Source organism: Reyranella sp., assembly GCF_044224635.1.
Lineage (GTDB): Bacteria > Pseudomonadota > Alphaproteobacteria > Reyranellales > Reyranellaceae > Reyranella.
Map to the genome: position 1 here is coordinate 83851 of NZ_JBGAKA010000003.1, position 23341 is coordinate 107191.

Annotated in this window: 27 protein-coding genes; 8 read left to right on the forward strand and 19 right to left on the reverse strand. The window is 66.9% G+C overall.

The features are described from left to right. Nucleotides 1-136: 136 nt before the first annotated feature. The 10 genes from ACILR9_RS03955 to ACILR9_RS04000 all read right to left on the reverse strand — a co-directional run bounded on the left by ACILR9_RS03955 (nt 137) and on the right by ACILR9_RS04000 (nt 8214). A complete protein-coding gene (locus ACILR9_RS03955; RefSeq protein WP_395708596.1) occupies nt 137-1249 on the reverse strand; it encodes a branched-chain amino acid ABC transporter substrate-binding protein in 1113 nt (370 codons plus the stop codon). 56 nt (nt 1250-1305) lie between these two features. Then, nucleotides 1306-1668 (reverse strand): DUF6867 family protein, encoded by a 363-nt coding sequence (locus ACILR9_RS03960; RefSeq protein ID WP_395708597.1) that lies wholly within the window; start codon nt 1666-1668, stop codon nt 1306-1308. Beyond that, the gene (locus ACILR9_RS03965) at nt 1665-2390 is read right to left on the reverse strand and encodes an ABC transporter ATP-binding protein (RefSeq protein ID WP_395708598.1); all 726 of its coding nucleotides are present in this window, start codon (nt 2388-2390) and stop codon (nt 1665-1667) included. The genes ACILR9_RS03960 and ACILR9_RS03965 overlap by 4 nt, the downstream gene beginning before the upstream one ends. Further along, a complete protein-coding gene (locus tag ACILR9_RS03970) occupies nt 2383-3189 on the reverse strand; it encodes an ABC transporter ATP-binding protein (RefSeq protein ID WP_395708599.1) in 807 nt (268 codons plus the stop codon). Before ACILR9_RS03970 ends, ACILR9_RS03965 begins: the two co-directional genes overlap by 8 nt. Further along, the gene (gene livM / locus ACILR9_RS03975) at nt 3186-4610 is read right to left on the reverse strand and encodes a high-affinity branched-chain amino acid ABC transporter permease LivM (protein ID WP_395708600.1); all 1425 of its coding nucleotides are present in this window, start codon (nt 4608-4610) and stop codon (nt 3186-3188) included. Before livM ends, ACILR9_RS03970 begins: the two co-directional genes overlap by 4 nt. Before the next feature lies 1 nt (nt 4611). Further along, the gene (locus ACILR9_RS03980; protein WP_395708601.1) at nt 4612-5526 is read right to left on the reverse strand and encodes an ABC transporter permease subunit; all 915 of its coding nucleotides are present in this window, start codon (nt 5524-5526) and stop codon (nt 4612-4614) included. Nucleotides 5527-5787: 261 nt separating this feature from the next. Beyond that, entirely contained in the window at nt 5788-6360 is a 573-nt protein-coding gene (locus tag ACILR9_RS03985; RefSeq protein ID WP_395708602.1) for a glutathione peroxidase, read from the reverse strand. 299 nt (nt 6361-6659) lie between these two features. After that, nucleotides 6660-7259, reverse strand: a complete 600-nt coding sequence (locus ACILR9_RS03990; RefSeq protein ID WP_395708603.1) for a hypothetical protein — start codon at nt 7257-7259, stop codon at nt 6660-6662. Continuing rightward, on the reverse strand, nt 7256-7900 hold the full coding sequence (locus ACILR9_RS03995; RefSeq protein WP_395708604.1) for a hypothetical protein: 645 nt from the start codon (nt 7898-7900) through the stop codon (nt 7256-7258). Before ACILR9_RS03995 ends, ACILR9_RS03990 begins: the two co-directional genes overlap by 4 nt. Then, complete coding sequence (locus tag ACILR9_RS04000) at nt 7888-8214, reverse strand: PadR family transcriptional regulator (RefSeq protein ID WP_395708605.1); 327 nt, start codon at nt 8212-8214, stop codon at nt 7888-7890. The genes ACILR9_RS03995 and ACILR9_RS04000 overlap by 13 nt, the downstream gene beginning before the upstream one ends. Nucleotides 8215-8302: 88 nt before the next feature. Between ACILR9_RS04000 and ACILR9_RS04005 the strand changes: the two genes are divergently transcribed. The 5 genes from ACILR9_RS04005 to ACILR9_RS04025 all read left to right on the forward strand — a co-directional run bounded on the left by ACILR9_RS04005 (nt 8303) and on the right by ACILR9_RS04025 (nt 11730). Continuing rightward, entirely contained in the window at nt 8303-9181 is an 879-nt protein-coding gene (locus tag ACILR9_RS04005; RefSeq protein WP_395708606.1) for an NAD(P)/FAD-dependent oxidoreductase, read from the forward strand. 11 nt (nt 9182-9192) lie between these two features. Further along, nucleotides 9193-9474: a hypothetical protein gene (locus ACILR9_RS04010; RefSeq protein ID WP_395708607.1), complete on the forward strand. Its 282-nt coding sequence runs from the start codon at nt 9193-9195 to the stop codon at nt 9472-9474. A gap of 66 nt (nt 9475-9540) precedes the next feature. Beyond that, the gene (locus ACILR9_RS04015) at nt 9541-9711 is read left to right on the forward strand and encodes a hypothetical protein (protein ID WP_395708608.1); all 171 of its coding nucleotides are present in this window, start codon (nt 9541-9543) and stop codon (nt 9709-9711) included. Continuing rightward, a complete protein-coding gene (locus ACILR9_RS04020) occupies nt 9708-10745 on the forward strand; it encodes a hypothetical protein (protein WP_395708609.1) in 1038 nt (345 codons plus the stop codon). The genes ACILR9_RS04015 and ACILR9_RS04020 overlap by 4 nt, the downstream gene beginning before the upstream one ends. 10 nt (nt 10746-10755) lie before the next feature. Then, nucleotides 10756-11730 (forward strand): hypothetical protein, encoded by a 975-nt coding sequence (locus ACILR9_RS04025; RefSeq protein WP_395708610.1) that lies wholly within the window; start codon nt 10756-10758, stop codon nt 11728-11730. 337 nt (nt 11731-12067) lie between these two features. Here ACILR9_RS04025 and ACILR9_RS04030 read toward each other — a convergent pair whose 3' ends face one another. From ACILR9_RS04030 to ACILR9_RS04070, 9 genes are all read right to left on the reverse strand, one after another. Then, nucleotides 12068-12265: a hypothetical protein gene (locus ACILR9_RS04030; protein ID WP_395708611.1), complete on the reverse strand. Its 198-nt coding sequence runs from the start codon at nt 12263-12265 to the stop codon at nt 12068-12070. After that, complete coding sequence (locus ACILR9_RS04035; RefSeq protein WP_395708612.1) at nt 12265-13101, reverse strand: amidohydrolase family protein; 837 nt, start codon at nt 13099-13101, stop codon at nt 12265-12267. The genes ACILR9_RS04030 and ACILR9_RS04035 overlap by 1 nt, the downstream gene beginning before the upstream one ends. Nucleotides 13102-13120: 19 nt before the next feature. Continuing rightward, nucleotides 13121-13561 carry a hypothetical protein gene (locus tag ACILR9_RS04040; protein ID WP_395708613.1) on the reverse strand — a complete coding sequence of 147 codons (441 nt, stop codon included), beginning with the start codon at nt 13559-13561 and terminating at the stop codon, nt 13121-13123. Next, nucleotides 13558-14979: an amidase gene (locus ACILR9_RS04045; protein ID WP_395708614.1), complete on the reverse strand. Its 1422-nt coding sequence runs from the start codon at nt 14977-14979 to the stop codon at nt 13558-13560. The genes ACILR9_RS04040 and ACILR9_RS04045 overlap by 4 nt, the downstream gene beginning before the upstream one ends. 1 nt (nt 14980) lies before the next feature. Beyond that, nucleotides 14981-16054, reverse strand: a complete 1074-nt coding sequence (locus tag ACILR9_RS04050) for a dihydrodipicolinate synthase family protein (protein WP_395708615.1) — start codon at nt 16052-16054, stop codon at nt 14981-14983. A 177-nt stretch (nt 16055-16231) separates the two neighbouring features. Continuing rightward, nucleotides 16232-17098 carry a GNAT family N-acetyltransferase gene (locus ACILR9_RS04055; RefSeq protein ID WP_395708616.1) on the reverse strand — a complete coding sequence of 289 codons (867 nt, stop codon included), beginning with the start codon at nt 17096-17098 and terminating at the stop codon, nt 16232-16234. Next, on the reverse strand, nt 17085-18119 hold the full coding sequence (locus ACILR9_RS04060; RefSeq protein WP_395708617.1) for an NAD-dependent epimerase/dehydratase family protein: 1035 nt from the start codon (nt 18117-18119) through the stop codon (nt 17085-17087). The genes ACILR9_RS04055 and ACILR9_RS04060 overlap by 14 nt, the downstream gene beginning before the upstream one ends. A gap of 161 nt (nt 18120-18280) precedes the next feature. Beyond that, a complete protein-coding gene (locus ACILR9_RS04065) occupies nt 18281-19732 on the reverse strand; it encodes a mandelate racemase (RefSeq protein WP_395708618.1) in 1452 nt (483 codons plus the stop codon). Beyond that, nucleotides 19729-20547: a sugar phosphate isomerase/epimerase family protein gene (locus ACILR9_RS04070; RefSeq protein WP_395708619.1), complete on the reverse strand. Its 819-nt coding sequence runs from the start codon at nt 20545-20547 to the stop codon at nt 19729-19731. Before ACILR9_RS04070 ends, ACILR9_RS04065 begins: the two co-directional genes overlap by 4 nt. A 117-nt stretch (nt 20548-20664) precedes the next feature. Between ACILR9_RS04070 and ACILR9_RS04075 the strand changes: the two genes are divergently transcribed. From ACILR9_RS04075 to ACILR9_RS04085, 3 genes are read left to right on the forward strand one after another with little or no spacing between them, the layout of a single operon-like run. After that, nucleotides 20665-21417 carry an ABC transporter permease gene (locus tag ACILR9_RS04075; protein WP_395708620.1) on the forward strand — a complete coding sequence of 251 codons (753 nt, stop codon included), beginning with the start codon at nt 20665-20667 and terminating at the stop codon, nt 21415-21417. Nucleotides 21418-21453: 36 nt separating this feature from the next. After that, nucleotides 21454-22440, forward strand: coding sequence for an ABC transporter substrate-binding protein (locus ACILR9_RS04080; protein ID WP_395708621.1), 987 nt, complete (start codon nt 21454-21456; stop codon nt 22438-22440). A 57-nt stretch (nt 22441-22497) separates the two neighbouring features. Then, the gene (locus tag ACILR9_RS04085; protein WP_395708622.1) at nt 22498-23292 is read left to right on the forward strand and encodes an ABC transporter ATP-binding protein; all 795 of its coding nucleotides are present in this window, start codon (nt 22498-22500) and stop codon (nt 23290-23292) included. Nucleotides 23293-23341: the final 49 nt, after the last annotated feature.

Consider the following 23341-nt stretch of genomic DNA (forward strand, 5'->3'; position numbering starts at 1 on the left):
ACTCCAGTGGCGCTCTTCCTGCCGATCACACATCACATGAGCGCCACTGGAGTGGCGCGGTCCCAGCGCATGAGTTCATGACTCTCAACAAAAAGGGCCCGGCGAACCGGGCCCTTCTTCCTCGAAATCTGTGCGTCTACTTCTTGATCGGCGCCGACTTGCCGTCCTTCCAGAGGTAGATGTCGTAGACCGGGTTCTTGATGTCGCCCTTCTGGTCGAACTCGAGAACGCCGACGGCGGAGTCGTACTTGCCGCCGCGCAGGGCCGCCGCAATCTTCGCCGCATCGGTCGAACCGGCCTTCTTGGCCGCCTCGGCCCACGCCTTGACCGCGGCGTAGCTGAACAGGGTGTAGCCTTCCGGATTGTACTTGGCGTCGCGGAACTTCTTCACCAGCGCGGCATTCTTCGGGTCGTCCTCGGCCTTGGGCGGGAACGACATCAGCACGCCGTCGGTGGCGGCGCCGCCCAGCTGGGCGAACTCGGCGGTCTCGAGCGAGTCGAAGCCCATCATCTTGGCCGCCAGGCCCTGCTCGCGCGCCTGCTTGATCATCAGCGCCGCTGCGGTGTGATAGCCGCCCAGCACGATGATGTCGATCTTGGCCTGCTTCATCTTGTTGATGAGCGCGGTGAAGTCCTTGTCGGTGTCGTTGTAGGCCTCGTACATCGTCTCCTTGAGACCGCCCGCATTGATCGCCTTCTTGGTCTCGTCGGCGACGCCTTTGCCATAGGGCGACTTGTCGTGGAGGACCGCGACCTTGGCACCCTTGTTGTTCTTCAGGATATAGGCGCCGACGGTCGCGCCCTGAACGTCGTCACGGCCGCAGGTGCGGAACACCGTGGTGTTGCCCTTGGCGGCAGCATCGTCGGTCAGCTTCGGATTGGTCGAGGCCGGCGTGATCTGCAGGATCTTGGCTTCCTTGTAGATGTCGGAGGCCGGGATCGACGAGCCGGAGCAGAAGTGTCCGGCGACGAACACGACCTTGTCCGAGACCATCTTGTTGGCAACCGCGGTCGCCTGCTTGGGATCGCAGGCATCGTCGCCGATCAGCAGCTCGAGCTTCTGGCCGTTGACTCCGCCCGCGGCATTGATCTCCTCGACCGCCATGGTGGCGCCGCGCCGCAGTTGCTCGCCGAACGCGGCATACTGGCCTGTCATCGGGCCGGCCGATCCGATCTTGATCTGGGCAAATGCGGGTGTCGCCGCGAGAGCGATGGCCGCCGCTGCGAGCGCGCCGTAAGTCCTCTTCATGTTGAGCCTCCTCTGTTGACTCCCCGAACGTCCACGATGTGGAGCTGCCGACTAGATTAGTGCCGCTCCTCCCAGCCCAGCAAGCCTTTGCGCTGATAGAGCCAGGGATATTGCCGCACGAACTGTCGGGCCCGCGTCAGCCGATAGGCGAAGGCCGCGATGGCGAGCTGGATCACCCACCCGAGCACGAAGCCACCGACCGACCACAACTCGCCGTTGGCCAAGGCATAATCGAGAAACCGCAAGGTGGCGGACAGCAAGGCTGTGTAGAAGACGATCTGCCACCACGGGCGCCAGGTCAGCGCGACGCCGTGCCCGGTCGCGAACGACGCCGGGCCGACCAGGACCAGGTTGAACAGCAGGATCGGCACCAGCTCATCACCGAACCACTGGTACAGGATCGTGTCCAGGGGGCTCACGCGTGGCCCCCCTCGAGATAGGCCGCGCGCACCTCGGCGTTGGCCAGCAGGTCGCGGCCGCTGCCGCTCAACCGGACACGGCCGTTGGCCAGCACATACCCGCGGTCGGCCAGGCGCAGGGCATGGAAGGCGTTCTGCTCGACCAGGAAGATCGTCACCCCCTCCTCGCGGGCAATCCGGCCGATCGCCTCGAAAATCTGGCGCACGATCAGCGGCGCCAGCCCGAGCGACGGCTCGTCGAGCAGCAGCAGGCGCGGCCGGCTCATCAGCGCGCGGCCGATCGCCAGCATCTGCTGCTCGCCGCCCGACAGGGTGCCGCCGCGCTGGTCGCGCCGCTCGGCCAGCCGCGGGAACATCGCGAACACACGCTCGAGATCGTGCTGGAAGTTGGCCGGATTGCCCAACGTCGCGCCCATCTGCAGATTCTCGAACACACTCATACGGGCAAAGATGCGGCGGCCCTCCGGCACCTGCGACACGCCGCGCCGCACGATCTCGTGGGTCGGCATGCCGGTGATGTCCTCGCCGTCGAGCCGGATGCTGCCGGCGCGGGCACGCGGGTTGCCGCAGATCGTCATCAGCAGGGTCGACTTGCCGGCGCCATTGGCGCCGATCAGGGTCACGATCTCACCTCTGCCTACGTCCAGGTCGACGCCGTGCAGCGCCTGGATGGCACCGTAGAAGGTCTCGATCCCGGCGACGGCGAGCATCGGTTCAGCCATCGGCGCCGCTCTCGTCGGTGCCGAGATAGGCGCGGATGACGGCCGGATCGCGCTGGATCGCCGCCGGTGCACCCTCGGCGATCTTGCGGCCGTAGTCGAGCACCACGACGTGGTCGGAAATGCTCATCACGACGCTCATGTCGTGCTCGATCAGCAGCACGCCGATGCCGTCGAGATCGCGGATCGAGACCAGCAGCTTGTTGAGCTCGGCCGATTCGCGCGGATTGAGCCCGGCCGCCGGCTCATCGAGACAAAGCAGGCAGGGCTCGGTGCACATGGCACGGGCGATCTCCAGTCGCCGCTGGGCGCCGTAGGGAAGCTCGCCGGCCGGACGATCGGCGGCATCGATCAGATCGATGCGCTCCAGCCAGGCGCGCGCCAGTTCGACTGCGCTGGCCTCCGCCATCCGATAGCCGGGCAGGCCGAGCAAGCCGAACACGCTCATTCCCGACGCCGCCATCAGCTTGTTGTGCTGCGCCACCATCAGGTTCTCGAGCACCGTCATGGCGGGGAACAGACGGATGTTCTGGAACGTCCGGGCGACGCGGGCGCGCTGGCCGATCTCGTGGCCGAGCATGCGCTCGAGCAGATAGTCGCGGTCGCCGCGCAGCGTCAGCCGACCGATGGTCGGCTTGTAGAAGCCAGTGATGCAGTTGAACACTGTCGTCTTGCCGGCGCCGTTGGGGCCTATGATGGCGGTGATCTGGCGCGGCTGGCCGGCGAACGAGATGTCGTCGACTGCGACCAGGCCGCCGAAGCGCATGGTGAGATGCTCGACCTCGATCAGGGGCGCCGTCATCCGCTGCCCCCCGAGGCGACCGGGTGCAGGCGGATCGATGGCTCGCGATGGGCGATCAGGCCGCGCGGCCGGAACACCATGATCAGCACCATGGCGAGCCCGAAGGCCAGCATGCGGTAGTTGCCAAGGTCACGGAACCATTCGGGCAGGCCGATCAGCAGGATGGCCGCCAGGACCACGCCGATCTGGCTGCCCATGCCGCCCAGCACGACGATCGCCAGGATGATCGCCGATTCGATGAAGGTGAAGCTCTCCGGACTGATAAAGCGCTGCTTGGCGGCGAAGAAGGAGCCGGCGAAACCCGCGAACATGGCGCCGATCGCGAACGCGGTCAGCTTGGTGTTGGTCGGGTTGATGCCGAGCGCCTTGCACGCCGTCTCGTCCTCGCGCAGCGCCTCCCAAGCGCGGCCGACCGGCAGACGGCGCATGCGCTGGGTGAACAGGTTGGTGATCAGCGCCAGCACCAGGATGATGTAGTACAGAAAGATCAGGCGCTGGTTGCCGCTGAACGGGATGCCCAGCATCTCGGCTACGGTCTGCTTGCCGGCAGGCGCCGTTTCGGCGAACACCGCACCAAACAGGGTCGGGCCGGGAATCGAGCCGATGCCGGCCGGGCCGTTGGTGAAATCCACCCAGTTCAGAATGACCAGGCGAATGATCTCGCCGAAGCCCAGGGTGACGATCGCCAGGTAGTCACCACGCAGCCTGAGGACCGGAAAGCCCAGCAGGACGCCAAACGTCGCCGCCAGCATGCCGGCGAGCGGCAGCACCGCCCAGAAGCCCAGCCCGTGCTGGGTGCTGAGAAGCGCGTAGGCATAGGCGCCGACGGCGTAGAAGGCCACGTAACCAAGGTCGAGCAGTCCGGCCAAGCCGACCACGATATTGAGACCCCAGCCCAGCATGACGTAGGTCAGGATCAACACGCCGAGGTCCATCGTCTTCTGGTCGGCGAACGGCAGGAAGGGCATCAGCAGCGCAAAGGCCAGCATCATCACGCCGATCCACTTCGCGGCGAACCGGTCGAGCGTGCGCCCGCCCGGCGAGGCCGCCGCCGTGGCAAACGCCTGATTGGCCCACGGCCACGCCGCGCGGATCACCAGCAGCACACCGCCCAGCACGACGAACCAGTGCAGGAATCCCGACGGCAGCTTGAGCGGCGACGCGCCGATCGCCGCCATGACCACGCCCAGCGCCATGGCGGGCCAGCGCAATCCGATCGAGGCGAGCGACAGGCCAAGCCTGCCGACAAAGATGACGACGAGCGCGACGGCGAGATCGACGAACTCGTAGTCGAAACTCAAGCCCGTGCGTGAACCGACGTCGACGGTGCGGAAGCCGACAATGAAGATGCCGAGTGCGGCGGCCACCAGGGTGGTGAGACCTGCGTCCTTGAGCATGGCTGGCAGACGCGGTCCCGTCATGTCAGACCTTCTCGATCTCCGGCTTGCCGAGCAGGCCGGTCGGCCGGAAGATCAGCACCAGCACCAGGATGGCGAAGGCTGCGACGTCCTTGTACTCGCTCGAGAAGTAGGCGGCCCAGAACACCTCGATCAGCCCGATCAGCAGGCCACCCAGCATCGCCCCGGGCAACGAGCCGATCCCGCCCAGCACAGCGGCCGTGAAGGCCTTGATGCCGGCCAGGAAGCCGATGAAGAAGTCGATCACGCCGTAGTACATCAGGAACAGCATGCCGGCGACGGCGGCCAGCGCGGCGCCCAGCACGAAGGTAAGCGAAATCGTGCGGTCGACGTCGACGCCGAGCAGCGCCGCCATCTTCATGTCCTGCTCGCAGGCGCGCTGGCGCCGGCCGAGCGACGTGCGCGCGATCACCCAGGTGAAGCCCCCCATCAGAGCCACGGTGACGACGACGATGATGATCTGCAGCCAGCTCACGCGCACGTCGAAGCCGTCGGCGCTGAACAGGGTGAAGCCGCCCGAGACCACCTGCCCGCCCGGCTTGGGCCGGGCGCCCTGCACCAGCTGCACGTAGTTCTGCAGGGCTATGGAGACGCCGATGGCCGAGATCAGCGGCGCCAGCCGGAACGAGCCGCGCAAGGGCCTGTAGGCTGTTCGCTCGATCGCCCAGCCATAGACCGCCGAGAACGCCATGGCGATCAGCAGCACCAGCAGGATCGCCACCGGCGCCGAGCTGATGCCGAGCAGGCTGCAGATCATGAACCCGATCAGGGAAATGAAGGCGCCGATCATGAAGACTTCGCCGTGCGCGAAGTTGATCATGCCGATGATGCCGTAGACCATCGTGTAGCCGATGGCGATCAGCCCGTAGATTGCCCCCAATGTGATGGCGTTGATCAATTGTTGCGTGAAGTACGCCATTCTTCTTGCGAATTCCCTGCCTCTGCGACCTAAGACGCTTCCGACGGTGCATGCAAGCGAACTATCCACCAGTCCCGCGTGGAATTGAATGGACAGTCACCAAGGGACCGCGTGCAAGTCGCGGACCATGTCGGCGGAAGCCACGCGCCACTTGAGGCGGAGTAACCTCCGCTGGCGGTAATGCTCATGGCCGGGAGCGCCACGAGGTGGCGCTGCCTAGTCGAGAGTAACCGATCCTGCCCAGCTTGATGTCCGAGCGGCCTAGTTGCGAGCGGATAAAGCCGCCTCGAGGGCGCGCTCGAGCTTGGCGCCAGTGCCGCCGACGGCGGAGAACCACTCGATGACGCGGCCGTCGCGGCCGATCAGGATCTTGTGGAAGTTCCAGCTCGGCACGCCGATTGGCCCGGTCTGCTGCGCGGCCCAGCGATAGAGCGGGTGCGCGTTGGGGCCAGAGACGACCTGCTTGTCGGCGAGCGGAAAGGTGACGTCGAAATTGACCTCGCAGAAGCGCTTGATCTCGGCGTTGGTGCCAGGCTCCTGCCCGCCGAAGTCGTTCGATGGAACCCCGAGCACCACGAGGCCCCGATCCTTGTAGCGTCGCCACAAGGCCTCCAGCCCGCGATACTGGTCGGTGAAGCCGCACAAGGACGCCGTGTTGACCAGCAGGACGACATGGCCCTTGTAATCGCCGGTCGGCAGCTTCCCACCGCCGATCGAGTCGAGGGACACGGTGGACCAGTCGATCGGCTCGCGGCCGGCCTGCGCCCAGGCGCCGCCCGCTGCCGCCGCCAAAGCGCCAAGGACGGCAAACACCAGCATTCGGATGATCATCATGCCTCGCCCCATCCCTCAGCGCCTCGGCTGTCCATATACCAGTCCGGGCGATCGTAGAGCGTGATCTTCAATTATTGAATCACGCATGAGCGCCACGGAGTGGCGCGCTCCCGGCACAGACCCTATCGTGCTGCGCTGCCGTACACTCCCCGAAACGTCACGGCGCTGTCGCCATCCAGTTGCAGGAGCGGTCGTCGTTGCTGATGGCAAGCTTCTTGGGCACGGCCGACAGGTCGGCGCGGATCTTCACCATCGTCCACCACCGACGAGGGGCTGGTCTCAAGGCGACACCCATGGCTTCACGCGCTCAGCGCGGGGCGGCGCCGATTGCGGCGGGCCATGGCGATGAGGCGGACCGCAGCGGCGGCAAGGACCAGGGCAGCCATCGGCCAATAGAAGCGGTCGAGCGGCACGCGCTTGCCGACAGCGACGGCAAAGCTGATCCAGATGTACCAGCCGCCGACCAGATGCAGACGCCGCCAGTTGCGCGGACCGAGCCAGGCAGCCGTCCGGTCGAACGACGTCGCGGTCATTGCCGTGATGAACAGGTAGGCGGTCCCCGCCAGCACGATGGTGGTGAGGTTGGTGAGCTTCCAGAACAGCTCCCGGTCGAGCGTGGCGAGCGCCAGGATCGCCGCGAGGTGGATGAAGTGGGAGGCGGCGAAGGACACGCCGAGATAGCGCCGATTGCGACGCTGCCAGCGCGTCAGATCACCCGGCGCCAGCTCGACCAGGGCGCTGGCGGTAAAGGCGAGCACGAACAGCAGCAGCGAGGTGCGCGCCGTCGCTCGGATGACCAGGCGAGCACCTTCGAGATCCCAGCCGCTCATCGCCAGGAGAGCCAGCGACATGGCGAGAAGAAGTGCCGTCAGCACGCCAAACAGACGCCATCCGTTCATGGAGTGGCTCCTCTCAACGAAGCAGTCCGGCGCAGTCGCCGGCCGAAGCCCACGACCTCGACCAGCAACAGGCCAAGCAGCGCGAACTCGCCGGCGGCCGCCAGCAGCACCAGCAGCGGCGCACCCTGATCGAACAGGCCGGCCCGGACGACCCCGGCAGTGATAGAGGCCGCAAGGCCCACGAGGCAGAGCGTCGGCGCGAGCAGCGAGCGACGGAAGGCGAGCCAGCCGACGGCACTCACCGCGAGCGCCGCCAGGAAGCCGTAGCGATCGATCAGAGGTGCGAGCGCCGGTCCGGCGCTGTCGTCCAGTCCCATGATGCGCAGGCGCATGGCGACAAAGGTGACGACAACCGCGACCAGCAAGGTTAACCACGTCCGCCGCGCCTGACGGTCAACGGCCTCTGCCGCAAACTGGCCGGCGATCTCCCGGGCGAGGCCAAATCGCTCGACAGCGCGGTGTTCGGCCTCGATCGACGGACCAGCCGGATCCGCCTCGACCGCTTCGCGCAGATGGTCTTCGACTTCGCTGGCCAGTCGCTCCGCCAGGGCCGGATCGAAATCGAGCTGGCGGCGCAGGTTGGCGACGTACCGTTCGATCATGCCGACCCCCTCTACGCTGGCCGCCTCTACGCTGGCCATGGGCGCCCTCCTCCCAGCAGCGTGTCGACGGCGTGAGAAAAGCGACCCCATGCCTTGCGTCGGTCGGCCAGCGCCGCCGCCCCTGCCTTGGTGAGCGAATAGACGCGCCGCCGCCGTCCGCCGGCGGGCGTCGTCCAGGCGCTCGCCAGCAGGCCGGCCTGCTCCAGGCGATGCAGCGCGGGATAGACCGTGCCCTCCGGCAGGTCGAAGGTGCTCGCGCTCCTGGTCTTGATGGTCTCGATGATCGCGTAGCCGTGGGCCGGTCCCGCCTCGAGCGCCGCCAGCACGATGGCGTCCAGGTGACCCTTGAGCATTTCCGCTTCCATACCTAGTATTACTAGGTATTAGACCTCTGAAGTCAAGAGGCTTGCACTTCCCCGCCGAAAGCCGATTAGTGTGTTGATGGAACAAAACCCCAACTTCGACTTGATCGTCATCGGGGCAGGTCCGGCCGGCCTGACGGCCGCCAGCGATGCCGCCAGCGCCGGCCTCAAGGTGCTCTGCCTCGACAAGCTCGCGCCCGGCGGCGCATTGATCAATCTCGGCATCCTGCAGGATTACGACGAGGGCACCGACGGCCCGCAGGTTGCCGCCCAGCTCACCGACGAAGCCACTGTCGCCGGAGTCGAGATCGGCTTTGGCGAAGTGGTGAATCTCTCCGGATCAGGTCCCTGGACGATCGAAACAGCCGATGGCGAGCGTCACACCAGCCGCGCCGTCGTCATCGCCACGGGTCTCGACAAGGGGCGCCTCGGCCTGCCGGAAGAGGATCGCTACGAAGGACGCGGCCTCTCCCACTGCGCGTCGTGTGATGGTCCGCTCTATGCCGGGCTGCCGGTCATCGTCGCCGGCGCTTCCGGCTGGGCCGCGCACGAGGCCGAGGAGCTGCAGGGCATCGCCAGCGAGGTCACCGTCATCGACACAACCGGCGCCGACCTTCCCGATGGCGTCGTGCGAATCGACGGCCGCATCGTCGCTCTCGAAGGCAACGACGGCCTGCAGTCGATCGTCGTCGAGAGCGGCGGCGCGCGGAAGACGATTCCGACCAGCGCGGTCTTCGTCTATGTCGGTCAGGCGCCGGCTGCGAAATTCCTGCCGGAATCCCTTGCACGCGACGCCACCGGGCATATCGTGGTCGACGACCGGGGCCGCACCGCGTCGCCGACGCTGTTCGCGGTGGGCGACGTCCGCACCGGCACGTGCTGCACACTGTTGGATGCCGTCGCCGACGGCCAACGCGCGGCGCGGGCCGTCGTAGCGGCCCTATCGAAAGTCAGCTGAGGAGAACCGACATGCGTATCGTCAATCCCACCTTCGGCCTGGCCGCCGCCGGCGGCCCCAAGGTGGAGCTCAAACCGGTCAACTGGGCGACCGACGCGATCGCCCTGGTGTCCAACTCCAAGCCGAATGCCCGCGAGCTGCTCGCCGGCATCCGCGAGAAGCTGGGCGCCTTCCGGCCGATCGACAATATCGAGTTCCTGGCCAAGAACAGCGCCAGCCAGCCAGCCCCCGCCGACGTGATCGAGAAGGTCGCGGCGAACTACCGGGGCGCGCTGCTCGCCATAGCGGATTGAGGAAGCTGTTCATCGTGGAGTTTCCACGACAGCATCGAGCTCGAGAAACGCGGCATCACGGCCTACGTGATCGCCACTGAGACGTTCAGGCCGCTGGTTCTGGCCCAGGCCAAGGCCCGCAAGGTCGAACCCAAGCTGATCGTCGTCAAGCATCCCATCGGTGGCTTGAACGCCGACGAGCTGCGCGAACGCATCGAAGCCGCAACCAAGGGACTGTCCGAGGCGACCACGAAATGAAGGACATTGCCGACCAGGAAGTGATCGACATCGGCGACATGGATGTCGAAGCGTTCAACGAGCTCGCCGTCGAGCAGGGCTGGAGCGACGGCATGCCGCTCTACCTGCCGACGGAGGAGAAGGTCGCGAGGTTCGTCGAGACGGTGCGCGGCGACAACCGGCCCTATGCCCCGGTGCCGCCGCGGCAGATCGTGCCGACGCTGCAGAGCATCGCCGCCAATGCGGTGATGGCGGGCTGCAAGCCCGAATACTTCCCCGTGGTGACGGCCGCCCTGCGCGGCGTGCTCGATCCCGAGTACAATCTGCACGGCTCGCTGGCGACCACGCATTCATGCGCGCCGATGCTTATGGTGAGCGGCCCGATCCGCCATCAGCTCGGCATCAATTGCGGCTCCAACTGCTTCGGCCAGGGCTGGCGGCCCAACGCCACCATCGGCCGCGCCCTTGGCCTGATGCTGCTCAACATCGCCGGCGCCAAGCCGGGCGAGATGGACCGCTCGACCCAGGGCAATCCCGCCAAGTACACCTTCTGCTTCGGCGAGAACGAGGAGGAGAACCCCTGGATGCCGTACCACGTGCAGCGCGGCTTCGCGCCCGGCGACAGCGTGGTGACGGTGATGTCGGGTGAAGGCCCGCACAATCTCAACGATCACGGCAGCACGACCGGCAACGGCCTGCTGACCACCTTCGCCGGCGGCATGTCGAACCCCGGCGCCAACACGGTCTATGGCAAGGGCCCGATGTTCGTCATCATCGGCCCCGAGCATGCCGCCACGCTGAAGCGCGACGGCTTCACCATCGAGACCATCCGCGAGGAGCTGTTCAAGCGCTCGCGCGTGCACGCTTCGCGCATCTCTCCCGAGAACCAGGACACCTACATCAGCACCGGCCACAAGCCTGACGGTGACTGGTTCAATATCGGGCGCTCGCCGCAGGACATCCACATCACCGTGGCGGGTGGTCCCGGCAAGCACTCCGCCTTCATTCCCTCGTTCGGCGGCACGACCGTCGCCTGCGTGCGCATCAACGCATGACGGGCAACGCATGAGGGACGAATGGTGTAACTGGCCGGTCGTCGACGAGACGACCGGCTGGGAGACCGTCCAGCAGATCCTGACCGACGCCGAGCTGTCGGATGGCCTGCCGCTGGTACCGCCGACCCGGCGACGCCTCGACGCAATGGTGGCCGGCGTCGCCGACCGGATGGCCTCGCATGGCATGATGGCGCCGATGTTCGGCGAGCTCACGCCTGAAGCGGTAGCCTATCAATGCGTGATCTCGGGCTGCCGGCCAGGCGAGCTGCCGGTAGTTCTGGCGGCGGCGGCAGCGACGCTCGAACCCGACTTCAACCTTTTGGGCATCGCCACGACCACCGGCACGGCCTGCGTGGCGCTGTGCGTGCACGGCCCGATCGCGCGCAAGCTCGGCATCAATTCCGGCACCAATTGCCTGGGCCCCGGCAACCGCGCCAACGCCAGCATCGGCCGCGCCCTGCAGCTCGTCATCCGCAACATCGGCGGCGCGCGCGCCGAGACGGGCGACATGGCCACGATGGGTCAGCCCGGCAAATACACCTTCTGTTTCGCCGAGGGCAGCGACGGCCCCTTCCCCACCCTGACCGCGCGGCGCGGCCTTGGCATCGATGCCAGCGCCGTCACGGTGATGGGCATTTCCGGGACTGCCGAAGTGCTCCCCGGCGACGGCGAAGGTGCTACGCCGGAGGCGATCCTCTCGCCCATCGTCACGGCGATGCGGGCCGGCATCGTGATGTCGAGCATGCATCGCAAGAACGAGCGCGGCGAGCAGGTGGTCCTCTTGCCGCTCGAGATGGTGCAGAAGATCGCCCGCCACGACGGCTGGGATCTCGCGCGCGTGCAGCGCTACATGTTCGAGGAAGGCCAGGGCATCGCCCGATCGGCCGACGCCATCCATCCCATCCTGACCGGCGGCGCCGGCTACAAGATGACCTACCTGCCGATCTGGGGCGGCGGCTCGGAGACAGTGACGCGGAGGGTGTAGCCGCCGCGATTGACTCTCTGGCAGCGGACATGGGCGTCCTGCTCATGCGCTAAGAGCGCGGCACTCATAAGCGCCAACTTAACTTTGACTACGGACACGGCAAAAACCTCATCCTGAGGAGGCTGCACAGCGGCCGTCTCGAAGGATGGGCCACACAGGAAATCGTTGGAAAAGCCGTGTCGCGGCGCCCTTCACTGTTGCCGACCAAGGGCGAAGGTTACTTCGCCCGATCCGAGACGCGACCCTTCGGGCCGCTCCTCAGGGTGAGGTCCCTTCGTAATTTGACGCCTATGGCGCACCTCCCCGATTACGGGGGAGGCAAGCCGAGGGAATGGACTCACCCCTCGCTGAACCGGCCCTTCCTCTTCGCTTCCTGCTGCAGCCGGCTGCGCGCCTTCACCGTGGCGAGCGCCGGCGCCGTTGCGGCGATCATGCTCTTGCGGCTCACCTGGCGCAGCGATGACAGCGCCCGCTCGAGCGACAGCAGCGGGCGCTTGGCCTGCCAGAAGGGAATCGTTCGCTTGGTTCCAAGCACTACATCCTCCATCCGATCCACTCGCAGATGCCACGGCCCATCACCCACTCGAGATCCTGGCCTGTGAGCCACGGCAGCTCTTCGGTGAACATGGTGACTCCCTGGCGGTAGCTGCAAGGCAGGCGCGACCAATCGGTTCCCCAGAATGTGCGCTGTGGCCCGAATGCGTCGAAAACGCGGCGGATGTGCGGATGCACCGAGCGGAACGGATAGGTCTTGTCGTCGGCGTAGCACGGCATGGCCGAGACCTTGGCGGCCACGTTGGGACGCCTGGCGAGCGCCAGGATCTTGTCGAGCGTCGCGAAGTTGGTCGCCTCGGGCACGTCCTTGGCGCTCTTCAGGCCAAGATGGTCGAGCACCAGCCGGAGGCCGGGATGGCGCTCGGCGATCCTGTCGGCGAGATGCATGTACTCGTGATGGAACAGCACCATCGCCGCGATGCCCGCCTTCTCCATCTCACCCCACAACCAGTCGAAGCGGCCGTCGAGCAGAGGCTGGCGCAGAACCTCGGTGTGAAAGGTGAGGCGCACGCCGAGCATGCCCTTCTGCTGCTTCCAGCCGCGGATCTGCTCGCGCGCGCCGGGGGCATCGGGATCGAAGCGGCCCATGATGCAGAAACGGTCGGGATGGCTCGCTGCGGCGTCGAGGGCGATGTCGTTGCGATCGCCTTCCCATGACGGCGGCACGATGACGACGCCGTCGACACCGGCCTTGTCCATCTCGGCCAAAAGCTCTTCCTTGCCGAGCGGCGCGCGATGCGGCTCGGCGCGTGCCGGCCACGGCCGCTCAGGCGTGTTGGCCGCCCAGATATGGACCTGGGCATCGACGATTTTCATGGCTCTCCCTTTGTCCTTGTTAGCGCCAATTCAGCGTCGTCCGCAGCAGCCTGGTGAACACCCACATGCCGAAGCCCCAGATCCCATAGACGATCGGCACGACGACGACCCCGGGCAGCCGGAAGCCGTTCCCCGCGGCCTGCCCCTTGATGGGCAGAACGACGAACCAGTTGACCAGGGTGACGACGATGGCGGCGAACAGGATCCAGCCCAGCACGCCGCTCAGGGCACCGGGCAGCCGCGGGACGACAAACGCAGCGAGAACGCCCCACAGGCCGCCCCAGAACGCCAACGACACGATGGTCGGTACGCCCCACGGCGGCACGGGACGCATGTTGTAGAGCGTGAAGGTCGCATTGAGGAGCTTGCTCGACAACCAGAAGCCCAGCTGGTGAAAGACGAGCACGCTCAACGCGCCCGCCAGGAAGCCGACGACAACGGTGCGTACTGCGTCCCTCATGCGAGGCCTCCCTTCACGGGTCGTCGATCACGCCACGGCCGGGCTCGCTCGAGCGCGGCCGCCAGCGAGAACAGCATCTCCTCTGCGCCGAACCGACCCATGAACTGCAGGCCGATCGGCAAGCCGTCGTCCGTCCAGGCGAGCGGCATCGACATGGCCGGCACGCCGGCGGCGTTGCACACGGACGTGAAGGCGACCATCGGCGCCAGCCCCTCCTGATACGTCTCGACGCTGCCATCCATGCGCACGGCGCCGAGCGGCAGCGTCGGCCGCCCGATGGTCGGCGACAGCAGCACGTCGTAGCGCTCGAAGAACGCACCGAGCTGCCGGCCGGTGCGATGGAAGGTCTGGACCGCACGGATGTAATCATGTGCGCTGATGGTGCGGCCGTGCTCCGCCGTTTGCCACGTCACGGGCTCGAGGTCGTCCGGGCCCGGTACGCGGCCGTTGGCGCGCACCTGGATGTTGGTCCAGGTGTTGGCCGCCATGATGGTGCCCAGCGCCGCCCCGCTCGCGGCCATGTCGTAGTCCGGCGTCGCCTCCTCGACAGCGTGGCCGAGCTCCTCCAGAAGCTTGGCTGTCCGCTCGACCGCAGTCACCAGCGATCGATCGAGCGCATCGCCGCCGACGGGCTTCAGCAGGAATGCCACGCGCAGGCGGCCCGGCGGACGCCCGGTCGCTGCGAGAAAGGAGCCGGCTGCCGGTGCACGGTAGGGATCGCCCGGCTCGCCAACCGAAATGGCATCGAGCAGCGCGGCGCTGTCGCGCACCGAGATCGACACGCAATGCTGGGCGCCGGCGCCGGCCAGGGTCTCACCGATCGGCGCCAGGCTGACGCGGCCGCGCGAGGGCTTCAGCCCGAACAGGCCGCACAATGCCGCGGGAATGCGGATCGAGCCGCCGCCATCGGTCGCGTGCGCCATCGGCAGGCCACGCGCGGCCACAATCGCCGCCGATCCGCCCGACGAGCCGCCAGGTGAGAGGTCCTCGCGCCACGGATTGATCGTGGCGCCGCCGAAGGCCGGCTCGGTGGTCGGCGCCAGGCCGAACTCGCTGGTGTTGGTGCGCCCCACGATCACCAGGCCGGCGCGACGCATGGCGGCGATGGCCGCGCTGTCGCTGGCGGCGACCGGCCCGTGGGCGAAGAAGCGCGAGCCCAGCGTCGTCGGCGTGCCGGCGCAGTCGGCCATCAGTTGCTTCACCACGAAGGGCACGCCGTGGAACGGACCGTCGCCCGCGGCGGCCACCGACCTCTCGAGCAGGTCGCCGTCGTAGAGATCGGTGATGGCATTAAGCGACGCATTGAGGGAACGCAGCCTCCCCAGCGTGCCATCGAGGAGCTCGCGCGCGCCGAGCTTGCGCGCCTTGATCAGCTGCGCGATGGCGAGCGCATCGTGGCTGGCAAAGAGATCGTCCACCTCAGCTCCGCCAGCGCGCGAGGTTGGCGGCGACAAAAGCGTCGTCGTTGACCTCGGGATAGGTCGCGTAGAGACGATCGATGCCGGCGCCCTGCCCGGGGCTCAGCGTCTCGTGCGGGTCGAGGCACTCGATCGACGTCATCAGGCCCTGGCGCCGCAGAATCTCGTGGCAGCCGGCGATGCAGCCGGCAAAGTCGTGGTCGACGTCGAACACGACCGAGTTGCAGTCGGTGACGAAGGAATCGAGCGCCAGCACCTCGGGCGGAATGGAGCCGGCCGATACGGCGAGCTTGAGGCGCTGCAGCATCTCGACGGCACCGCGCGTCCACACGCTCCAATGACCGAGCAGCCCGCCCTGGAAGCGCATGATCACTTGGCGGTTGCCGGTGCGCACCACCAGCGGCGTCACGAGATCGGCGACGATGTGGTCGTCATTGCCGGTGTAAAGGGTGATCCTGTCCTCGGCCTGCGCCTGCACGACACCGACCGCAACATCGAGCGTGCGATAGCGATTGAACGGCGCCACCTTGACCGCCACGACATTGTCGATGGCGGCAAAGCGCGCCCAGAAGGCGCGCGAGAGGGCGATGCCGCCCACCACGGTCTGCAGGTAGAAGCCGACCAGCGGCATCTCGCGCGCCACCGCCGAGCAATGCTCGATCAGCTCGTCCTCGCTGGCGCCCTTCAAGGCGGCGAGCGAAAGCAGCACGGCGTGATAGCCGAGCGCACGGGCCGTTCTTGCTTCTTCGACCGCCTGGGCGGTCTTGCCGACTGCCCCGGCGATCATCACCAGCGGCCGGTCGGTCCAGTCGCGCGCCGTCTCGATGGCGAGTTCCAGCACCGGCCGGTAGAGCCCGACCTCGCGGATGGCGAACTGTGTGGTATGCACACCCACGGCCAAGCCGCCCGAGCCGGCATCGATGTAGTAGCGGCTGATCGCGCGCTGCGACTCGCGATCGAATTCGCGGTCGGGCCCGAGGGCCAGCGGGTGGGCCGGTATCACCGCGCCGTGGCGCAACTGCGCGATCACGGGCGCCGGCAAGTCGTGCCAATGAAGAGCAGAATTCGACATCATGCTCGCATCCTATCGCTTTTCTACCGCGTCGATCACGTCTCTCGTTGCCTCCGAGAGGACATCCCGATCTCAGATGTCGTCATGCCGGGTCGGCGCTCTTTTCCTCTGCGGCTTCGCAGGGGGAGGAGAAGAGCATGAGTACCACGGGAGCGGCGCGTTCCCGGCGATGAGGCCCCCTCAACCGAGCTCCGGCCCCGCCAGGGCGAAGAGGTGGGACGGATCGTCGAGGCCCTTGGAGTCGCCCAAGGTCATGCGCATGTAGCCGCGCGGCGAGACGGCGCCCTGCGACTCCAACCAATTCCGCAGCGCACCATGCGTCGCCGGCACGTCGATGATGAAAGGTCCCGGCGCTGCTGCGGTCGCCCGCGCGATCATCGCCAGGGCGATGGCCTCGCTGTCGGCCACCACCGGGCCAAGCGAGGTCGCGGTCCTGCCCTCGCGCCCCAGCACGTACCCGACCAGCTTGCCCGCGACATCCTCGGCCAGCCACGCCCGCACCGGCTGGCGCAGGGCGAGATGGGCCAGCAACGCCGGCCGTTCCATGCCAGTGTGCAGGCGATCGTAGAGCGCCAACCGCGGCAGGTCGGCAGCGGTGGCCGGGCGCACCGAGAGGCCGGCCGGCAAGGATGGCACATCGGTCGCCGCGTCGAAATGCCAGCGTGCAATCGGATAGAGATCTCGGAAACCCAGTGGCAGGTAGATCGGCCGCCCCTGCTCGGTAGCGTCGAGGCCGGCGACCGCGCCGGCCGACTGCACCTCGCCGATACAGTGCTTCAGCAGCGAGGTGCCGACGCCGCTGCGCCGGCGCTGGCGCGCCACCAGCACCATGCTGATCCAGGCGAGCCGCTGGCCGAGCGGGAGGATCAGCGAGCTGGCCTGCCATTGACCGTTTGAATCGCAGCAGCCGAAGCCCCTGCCCGCCGCCAGCATGAAACGCCAATCGGCCAGGTTCTGGTTCCAGCCCGCCTCGATCGACAGCGGCCAGACGCCTTCGCAGTCGTCGATGCCGATCGGCCGGATCGCCGGCGCTTCAGTACTTGCCATCGCGCACCTCGTAGCGCGTCGGCTTGTTGAAGCTCGTCATGCCGCGCGCCAGCCAGTCGGCGGTCCATTCGATCATCGCCCCGATCGGCACGCCGGGCCGGCCGAACTCCTGCACCATGCGCCGCGCGTCGTTCAGCCAGCCGGCCGGCGCCTCCTTGCCCGCGAGCACCGGCTTGCGGCCCAGGAGCTTGCCGAACTCGCCGGCGAGCCAGCGCACCTCGAGGGTCTCCGGACCGGTGACGTTCAACGGCGATGTCGGCGTCGTGACGCGCGTCAACGCGCGCAAGGCCACGGCATTGGCATCACCCTGCCAGATCACGTTGACGTGCCCCATGGTGAGGTCGATCGTCTCACCGTCGCGGACCTTGCGGCCAATGTCGTGCAGCACGCCGTAGCGCATGTCGATTGCGTAGTTCAGCCGGAACAGGCGGCCCGGCGTGCCGTGCCGGGCAGAAAAGTACTCGAACATGCGCTCGCGGCCGACGCACGAATATGCGTAGTCGCCGGGCGGCGGCACGGGTGCCACCTCTTCGGCGGCGCCACCGGTCTCGACCGGCACCCATGGATAGACGTTGCCGGTCGAGAAGGCGACGATACGCGAGGCCTTGAAAACCTCGGCCACCATGGCCGGGACCTGCACGTTCATCGCCCAGGTCAGCGGCACGTTGCCGGTAGCGCCAAACTTGCGCCCGGCCATGAACATCACGTTGTCGGCCTTGGGCAGCCGTTCGAGCGCGGCGCGATCGATCAGGTCGGCGGCGATCGGCTCGACGCCGGCCGCCATGAGGTTCTCGCGCACACCTTGCTCGCTGAAGCGCGCCACGCCCATGACCCGCTTGCCCGGCGCGGCGCGCTTGGCAAGCCGCGCCAGGGTCGGCCCCATCTTGCCGCCGACTCCCAGCACCAGGATGTCGCCCGGCACTTTCGCGAGATCGTCAACAAGCGATGGCGACGGCGTCGTCATGAAGTCTTCCATGGCCTCGACGGTGTCGAAACGGGACGGCAGTTTCTTGTCAGTCATCGAGCGTCCTCCCTCGGGGCGCCATTTACAAAGAAACCTCACCCTGAGGAGCGGCCGCAGGCCGCGTCTCGAAGGGTCGGCAACAGAGCGGGTGCCATGCCCCCGGTTGTCCAACGAAACGTGTGTAGCCCATCCTTCGAGACGGCCGCTACGCGGCCTCCTCAGGATGAGGATCTTGTTGGCCGTCGACCAAAGCTAATGTCTATGGGAGCCTCCCCGGCCATCGGTCTCATCGAGGTGAAGTCCATAGCGGCGCCGACGGCGAAGCCCGGCACATCGAGCGATCCCAAGATCAGCCGGCCGCCGACGGCCTTGAGGCGCGCCGGCTTGCCCACCTGCTTCTCGTAGAGATCCGGATGGGCAGCCACGAAGGCACGCTGCTCGGCCTCCGGCGCGAAGCTCATGCCGTCGATGAAATGATGGGCGTTGCGCTCGACGTGCGTCATACCGAGCAGCGACACCAAGGCCAGATCCTGCTGTACGCTGACCCCCGGCCACGTCGTCAGATCCTCGGCCGACATGAAGTAGCCGGGCCCCAGCCGCGCGACGCGCGCGGCGTTGAGGATCGACTTGTAGAAGCCCTTGCAGTTCTTGCTCGAGACGCCGGCGTAGCCGAGCTTCAGCGCCTGCGGAAACGACGACAGCTCGCCGTCCGATTCGTCGATGATCACCGCGCGATGACGGGCCAGCGGCCCAACCGAGCAGGAAAGAGCGACTGCCCGCTTGATCGGCTGCTCGATGAACAGGGTCGACCTGGCGAGCCGAGCCAGAGCTGGCGTCTCCTCGACCTTGCGCCACAGCTCGACGATACCCTCGACGTCGTCGTACTGCTCATTGCCGTCGAGCGTCGTGCGATAGTCTCCGGCGCCGGCATCGAGCACAGCGGCAATACGGCCCAGACGCTCCAGATCGGCCTTGATGTCGCCGCCCACCTTCAGCTTGTAATAGTGGCCGCGATAGTACGAGACGACCTCCTCCAAGGTTTCGGGCAAGCCATCATTGACGCGTTCGGACGGCGGGCGATCGGCCGCCGTCAGGGGATCGACCAAGCCAACCGTATGGCGAACGTCGATGCCCTGTTGTGGAGTCAGACCGGCCAGGAAGACCGCGAGCGCCACATCGTCGATATCCGGCGTCAGTGAGGTCGCACGAATCCCGGGCACGTTGGTCCTGATCATGGTCGCGAACGACTGGCCGGTAGCGCGGCCGACCGCATCGAGGATGGCGCGATCGAGCAAGGCGGGACCGTACCCTGCGGCCAGCGGATTGAGATTGAGTTCAGCTCCGCGCCGCCGCTGATCGGCATAGCTGCCGGCATAGAGGCCGAACGGCGTCTCGAAGCCCTGCGCCCGGTAGAGCTCGATGGCGAGGCCGAGCGCCTGTCTGAGCTGCTCGAGGTTCTGCTCGTCGGTGAAGTGCGGGCTCTTCTCGAACCACTTCGCCGCCAGAGCCTCCGCCGCAACGCCCTCGCTGGTGCGGCCGTCCGCCAGGGCGACGCGCACCTTGATCACCGCCTGGGTGGCGTCGGTGACCGTGATGACGCCGAAGCGGAAGGCGAGCCTCATCGTCACGTGCCGCTCGTAGCGCTCGACCTCCTCCAGCTTCAGCTTCATGCGTGATGCTCCAACAGTCCCGAGACGTAACCGATCATGCGTGCCGCACACGTCGGTCCATCAGGTTCATAGATGAAGGGTTCCATCGCAATCCAGCCGCCATAGCCGGTCTCGCGCAGCGCCCGGAGGATCGGCGAGAAGCGGTCCTCGCCCTGGCCCGGACCACGCCGGTTGCGGTCGTTGAGCTGGACATGAGCCATCAGACCGGTCGGCATCCAGCGGCGGATGGCGTCGGCCACCGGCTCAGGCTCCATCAGGCCGGCCGCCAGCGTGTCGACCATGGTGCGCAGCGCCGGATTGCCGAGCCGGCGCACGATCTCGGCGGCCTCGGCGAGGGTGTTGACGAAGTTGCAGTCCGGCGCCGCCAGCGGCTCGAGGCAATAGGCGACGCGCGCGGTTGCCGCCCGCTCGGCTGCCAGCAGCCACGCCTCCTCGGCACGCGACCGGTCGTCGGCGCTCGCCACGCGACGCTGAGCCGGCGAGCCATGGACGAGGTAGGCGCCACCGAGCTCGGCGCAGAGATCGACCGAGGCTGAGAGCACGTCGACGCTTTTCTGCCAGACGGCGCGGTCGGCCGTCGTGATCGAGAGGCCGGCCGGCGCGGCGAGCAACCAGTGCAGACCGCTCACCTCGAGGCCAGCCTTCGCGCAGGTGCGGCGGATCTCGGCGCGCTTTGCCGCCGGCATACGCCAGGCGTCGTCGCCGAAGGTGAAAGGGGCGAGCTCGAGCCCCCGATAGCCGAGCGCGGCGGCCAGCGCGCATTGACGTTCGAACGGGAGATCGCGAATCACCTCGTTGCAAAGAGAAAGCTTCACCGATCCTCACGTTGACAAGCAAATCCGCTTTCAGTCGCGGTGCATGCTGGGGCATGATAGCAGCGACATGAAAGCACTGAACAGCGCCGTCGCTCCACACGTATGACGAAATTCTCGTTGGGAAGTGGCCAATACTGGCCGACGATCGTGCTGTTCGCGATCCTGCTGGCGAGCTGGCAGATCGCCGTGAGCTTCGGCGGCATCCGCGAATACCTGCTGCCCTCGCCGCTCGCCGTCTGGAACGCGCTGTGGTTCGGCGACACCAACTGGGCGCAGCATGTCTGGATCACGACGCTCGAGATCATCGGCGCCTTCGTGCTGGCAGCCGTGGCCGGCATCGCGCTCGGCGTGGCCATCGCCTGGTCGCCGTTGATGGCCAATGCACTGGTGCCGTTCCTGGTGTTCGTCAACACCCTGCCCAAGGTCGCGGTGGCGCCGCTGTTCCTGATCTGGATGGGCTACGGCATCTTTCCCAACATGCTGATGGGCGCGCTGATCGGCTTCTTTCCGGTGGTCATCAACACCGCGGTCGGCCTGACCCAGGTCGAGCCTGACATGCTCGATCTCGGCCGGGTGTTCAGCGCGCCGAAATGGAAGATCTTCGTGAAGATCCGGCTGCCCAATGCGCTGCCCTACATCCTGAGCGCGCTCAAGATCACGGCCACGGCGGCGGTGGTCGGCGCCATCGTCGGCGAGTTCGTCGCCTCGCAGCGGGGCCTGGGCTATGTCATCGTCACGACCCAGAGCAGCATGAACACCTCGGTGGCGTTCGCCGCGCTGATCTGGATCTCCGTCGTCGGCCTGCTGCTGTACGGCGCCGTCGTCCTCGCCGCCCGCCTTTGGGCACCATGGGCCGAAGGGACGGAATGAAATGAATCGAACGGGGAGCTGCAACAGGAGCGCATCATGATACGTATCGCCTCACTATCACTGGCCGCCTTGCTCGCGGCTGCCACCAGCGCGTCGGCGCAGGAGAAGTTCACCTTCGCCCTGAATTGGTTCGCCGTCGGCGACCATGCCGCCTATTGGGTGGCGCTCGACAAGGGCTACTACAAGGCCAAGGGGCTCGACGTCACCCTGGAGAACTCCAAGGGCTCCGGCGATTCGATCGCCAAGGTCGATACCGGCCGGGCCGATGCAGGTCTCGCCGATGCCGCGGTCGTGATCGCCTCGGTCGGCCGCGGTACCACCATCAAGACCGTCGGCATGGTGTTCGACAAGACGCCACTCAACATCTTCAGCCTCAAGAGCAACCCGCTCGCCAAGCCCAAGGATCTCGAAGGCAAGACGCTGGGCGCCCCTCCGGGCGACAGCCAGCGCCAGATGTTCCCGGCCTTCGCCAAGGTGAACGGCATCGACGCCTCGAAGGTCGCCTGGGTCAACATCGAGCCTGCCGCCAAGATCGCCGCCGTGGCCGAGAAGCGCATGGACGGCGTCGGCGACTACTCGACCGGCCTGCCGCTCTACGAGAAGGCCGCCGGCAAGGGCAATGTCGTGATGATGCCGTGGGCCGACTTCGGCTTCGACATGTATTCCATGTCGATCATGGCCAGCGCCAAGACGATGAAGGAGCGCCCGGCCGTCCTCAAGGCGTTCCTCGAGGCTTCCTACATGGGCTGGCGCGACGTCATGGCCGATCCCAAGGCCGCCATGGAGATCTTCAAGAAGCGCGTGCCCGAGGTCGACGTCGAGGTGATGACACCCAACATGATGATCGGCCTCGGCCTGATGAAGACCGACCGCTACGCCAAGAACGGCATCGGCTGGATCGACAAGACGAAGATGTGCGAATCGGTCGACTTGGTGAACACCTACATGGGCCTGTCGAAGAAGGTCGAGTGCGCCGACGTGTACTCGGCAGATTTCTTCACCAAGGTCGACATGCCCAAGTAGAGCGCGAGCAAGTAGAGCGCGAGCAAGTAGACCCCGAACGAGTAGATCCTGACCAGCGTGGACAAGTCCCTGATCGGCCTCGACCGGGTCGACATGTCGTATCCGACGGCGAGCGGCCCGGTCGAGGCCCTCGCCGGCATCTCGTTGTCAGTCGGAAACGGCGAGTTCGTCTCGCTGGTCGGCCCGAGCGGCTGCGGAAAGTCCACTCTGCTGCGCATCGTCGCCGGGTTGCGACCGGCCACCCTCGGCACGGTGATGGTGGCCGGGCGAGCGGTGCGCGAGCCGATTCCCGACGTCGGCATGGTGTTCCAGGCCCCCAACCTGCTGCGCTGGCGCACGATCGTGCAAAACGTGCTGCTACCCGCCGAGCTCGCCGGCAAGGACGTCCGGACCGTGCGGCGACGAGCACACGAGCTGCTCGCCATGGCTGGCCTCGAGGGCTTTGCCGACAGGCTGCCGCGCGAGCTGTCGGGCGGCATGCAGCAGCGCGCCGCGCTCTGCCGTGCCCTGCTGCTCGATCCGCCTTTGCTGTTGATGGACGAGCCGTTCGGCGCCCTCGACGCCATGACCCGAGACGACATGGGCCTCGAGTTGCTGCGCATCTGGGGCGAGCGCGATATCGCGCGCGAGGCGCGCAAGACCATCCTGTTCGTCACCCATTCGATCGCCGAGGCCGTATTCCTGTCCGACCGTGTCGTCGTGATGACGCCCCGCCCCGGCCGCATCGCCGCCGATGTGACGATCGACCTGCCACGCCCGAGGACGGTCGAGCTGCGCGCCTCGGAAGCGTTCGGCCGCCTCAGCCTCCTCATCTCCCGCACCCTGACCGGCCGGTCGCACGCGGTGCTCTGATCCCCTCCTCCCCAGCTTCGCTGGAGAGGTGCCCCGTCATACGGGGCGG

Coding starts and splice junctions, on each gene's coding strand:
- ACILR9_RS04060 (WP_395708617.1), bottom strand. CDS start 18,119: ATGACTGACAAGAAACTGCCGTCCCGTTTCGACACCGTCGAGGCCATG.
- ACILR9_RS04035 (WP_395708612.1), bottom strand. CDS start 13,101: ATGAAAATCGTCGATGCCCAGGTCCATATCTGGGCGGCCAACACGCCT.
- ACILR9_RS04025 (WP_395708610.1), top strand. CDS start 10,756: ATGAGGGACGAATGGTGTAACTGGCCGGTCGTCGACGAGACGACCGGC.
- ACILR9_RS04020 (WP_395708609.1), top strand. CDS start 9,708: ATGAAGGACATTGCCGACCAGGAAGTGATCGACATCGGCGACATGGAT.
- ACILR9_RS03980 (WP_395708601.1), bottom strand. CDS start 5,526: ATGGCGTACTTCACGCAACAATTGATCAACGCCATCACATTGGGGGCA.
- ACILR9_RS04040 (WP_395708613.1), bottom strand. CDS start 13,561: ATGAGGGACGCAGTACGCACCGTTGTCGTCGGCTTCCTGGCGGGCGCG.
- ACILR9_RS04005 (WP_395708606.1), top strand. CDS start 8,303: ATGGAACAAAACCCCAACTTCGACTTGATCGTCATCGGGGCAGGTCCG.
- ACILR9_RS03990 (WP_395708603.1), bottom strand. CDS start 7,259: ATGAACGGATGGCGTCTGTTTGGCGTGCTGACGGCACTTCTTCTCGCC.
- ACILR9_RS03970 (WP_395708599.1), bottom strand. CDS start 3,189: ATGACGGCGCCCCTGATCGAGGTCGAGCATCTCACCATGCGCTTCGGC.
- livM (WP_395708600.1), bottom strand. CDS start 4,610: ATGACGGGACCGCGTCTGCCAGCCATGCTCAAGGACGCAGGTCTCACC.
- ACILR9_RS03995 (WP_395708604.1), bottom strand. CDS start 7,900: ATGGCCAGCGTAGAGGCGGCCAGCGTAGAGGGGGTCGGCATGATCGAA.
- ACILR9_RS04010 (WP_395708607.1), top strand. CDS start 9,193: ATGCGTATCGTCAATCCCACCTTCGGCCTGGCCGCCGCCGGCGGCCCC.
- ACILR9_RS04080 (WP_395708621.1), top strand. CDS start 21,454: ATGATACGTATCGCCTCACTATCACTGGCCGCCTTGCTCGCGGCTGCC.
- ACILR9_RS04055 (WP_395708616.1), bottom strand. CDS start 17,098: ATGGCAAGTACTGAAGCGCCGGCGATCCGGCCGATCGGCATCGACGAC.
- ACILR9_RS03965 (WP_395708598.1), bottom strand. CDS start 2,390: ATGGCTGAACCGATGCTCGCCGTCGCCGGGATCGAGACCTTCTACGGT.
- ACILR9_RS04000 (WP_395708605.1), bottom strand. CDS start 8,214: ATGCTCAAGGGTCACCTGGACGCCATCGTGCTGGCGGCGCTCGAGGCG.
- ACILR9_RS04065 (WP_395708618.1), bottom strand. CDS start 19,732: ATGAAGCTGAAGCTGGAGGAGGTCGAGCGCTACGAGCGGCACGTGACG.
- ACILR9_RS03955 (WP_395708596.1), bottom strand. CDS start 1,249: ATGAAGAGGACTTACGGCGCGCTCGCAGCGGCGGCCATCGCTCTCGCG.
- ACILR9_RS04050 (WP_395708615.1), bottom strand. CDS start 16,054: ATGATGTCGAATTCTGCTCTTCATTGGCACGACTTGCCGGCGCCCGTG.
- ACILR9_RS03985 (WP_395708602.1), bottom strand. CDS start 6,360: ATGATGATCATCCGAATGCTGGTGTTTGCCGTCCTTGGCGCTTTGGCG.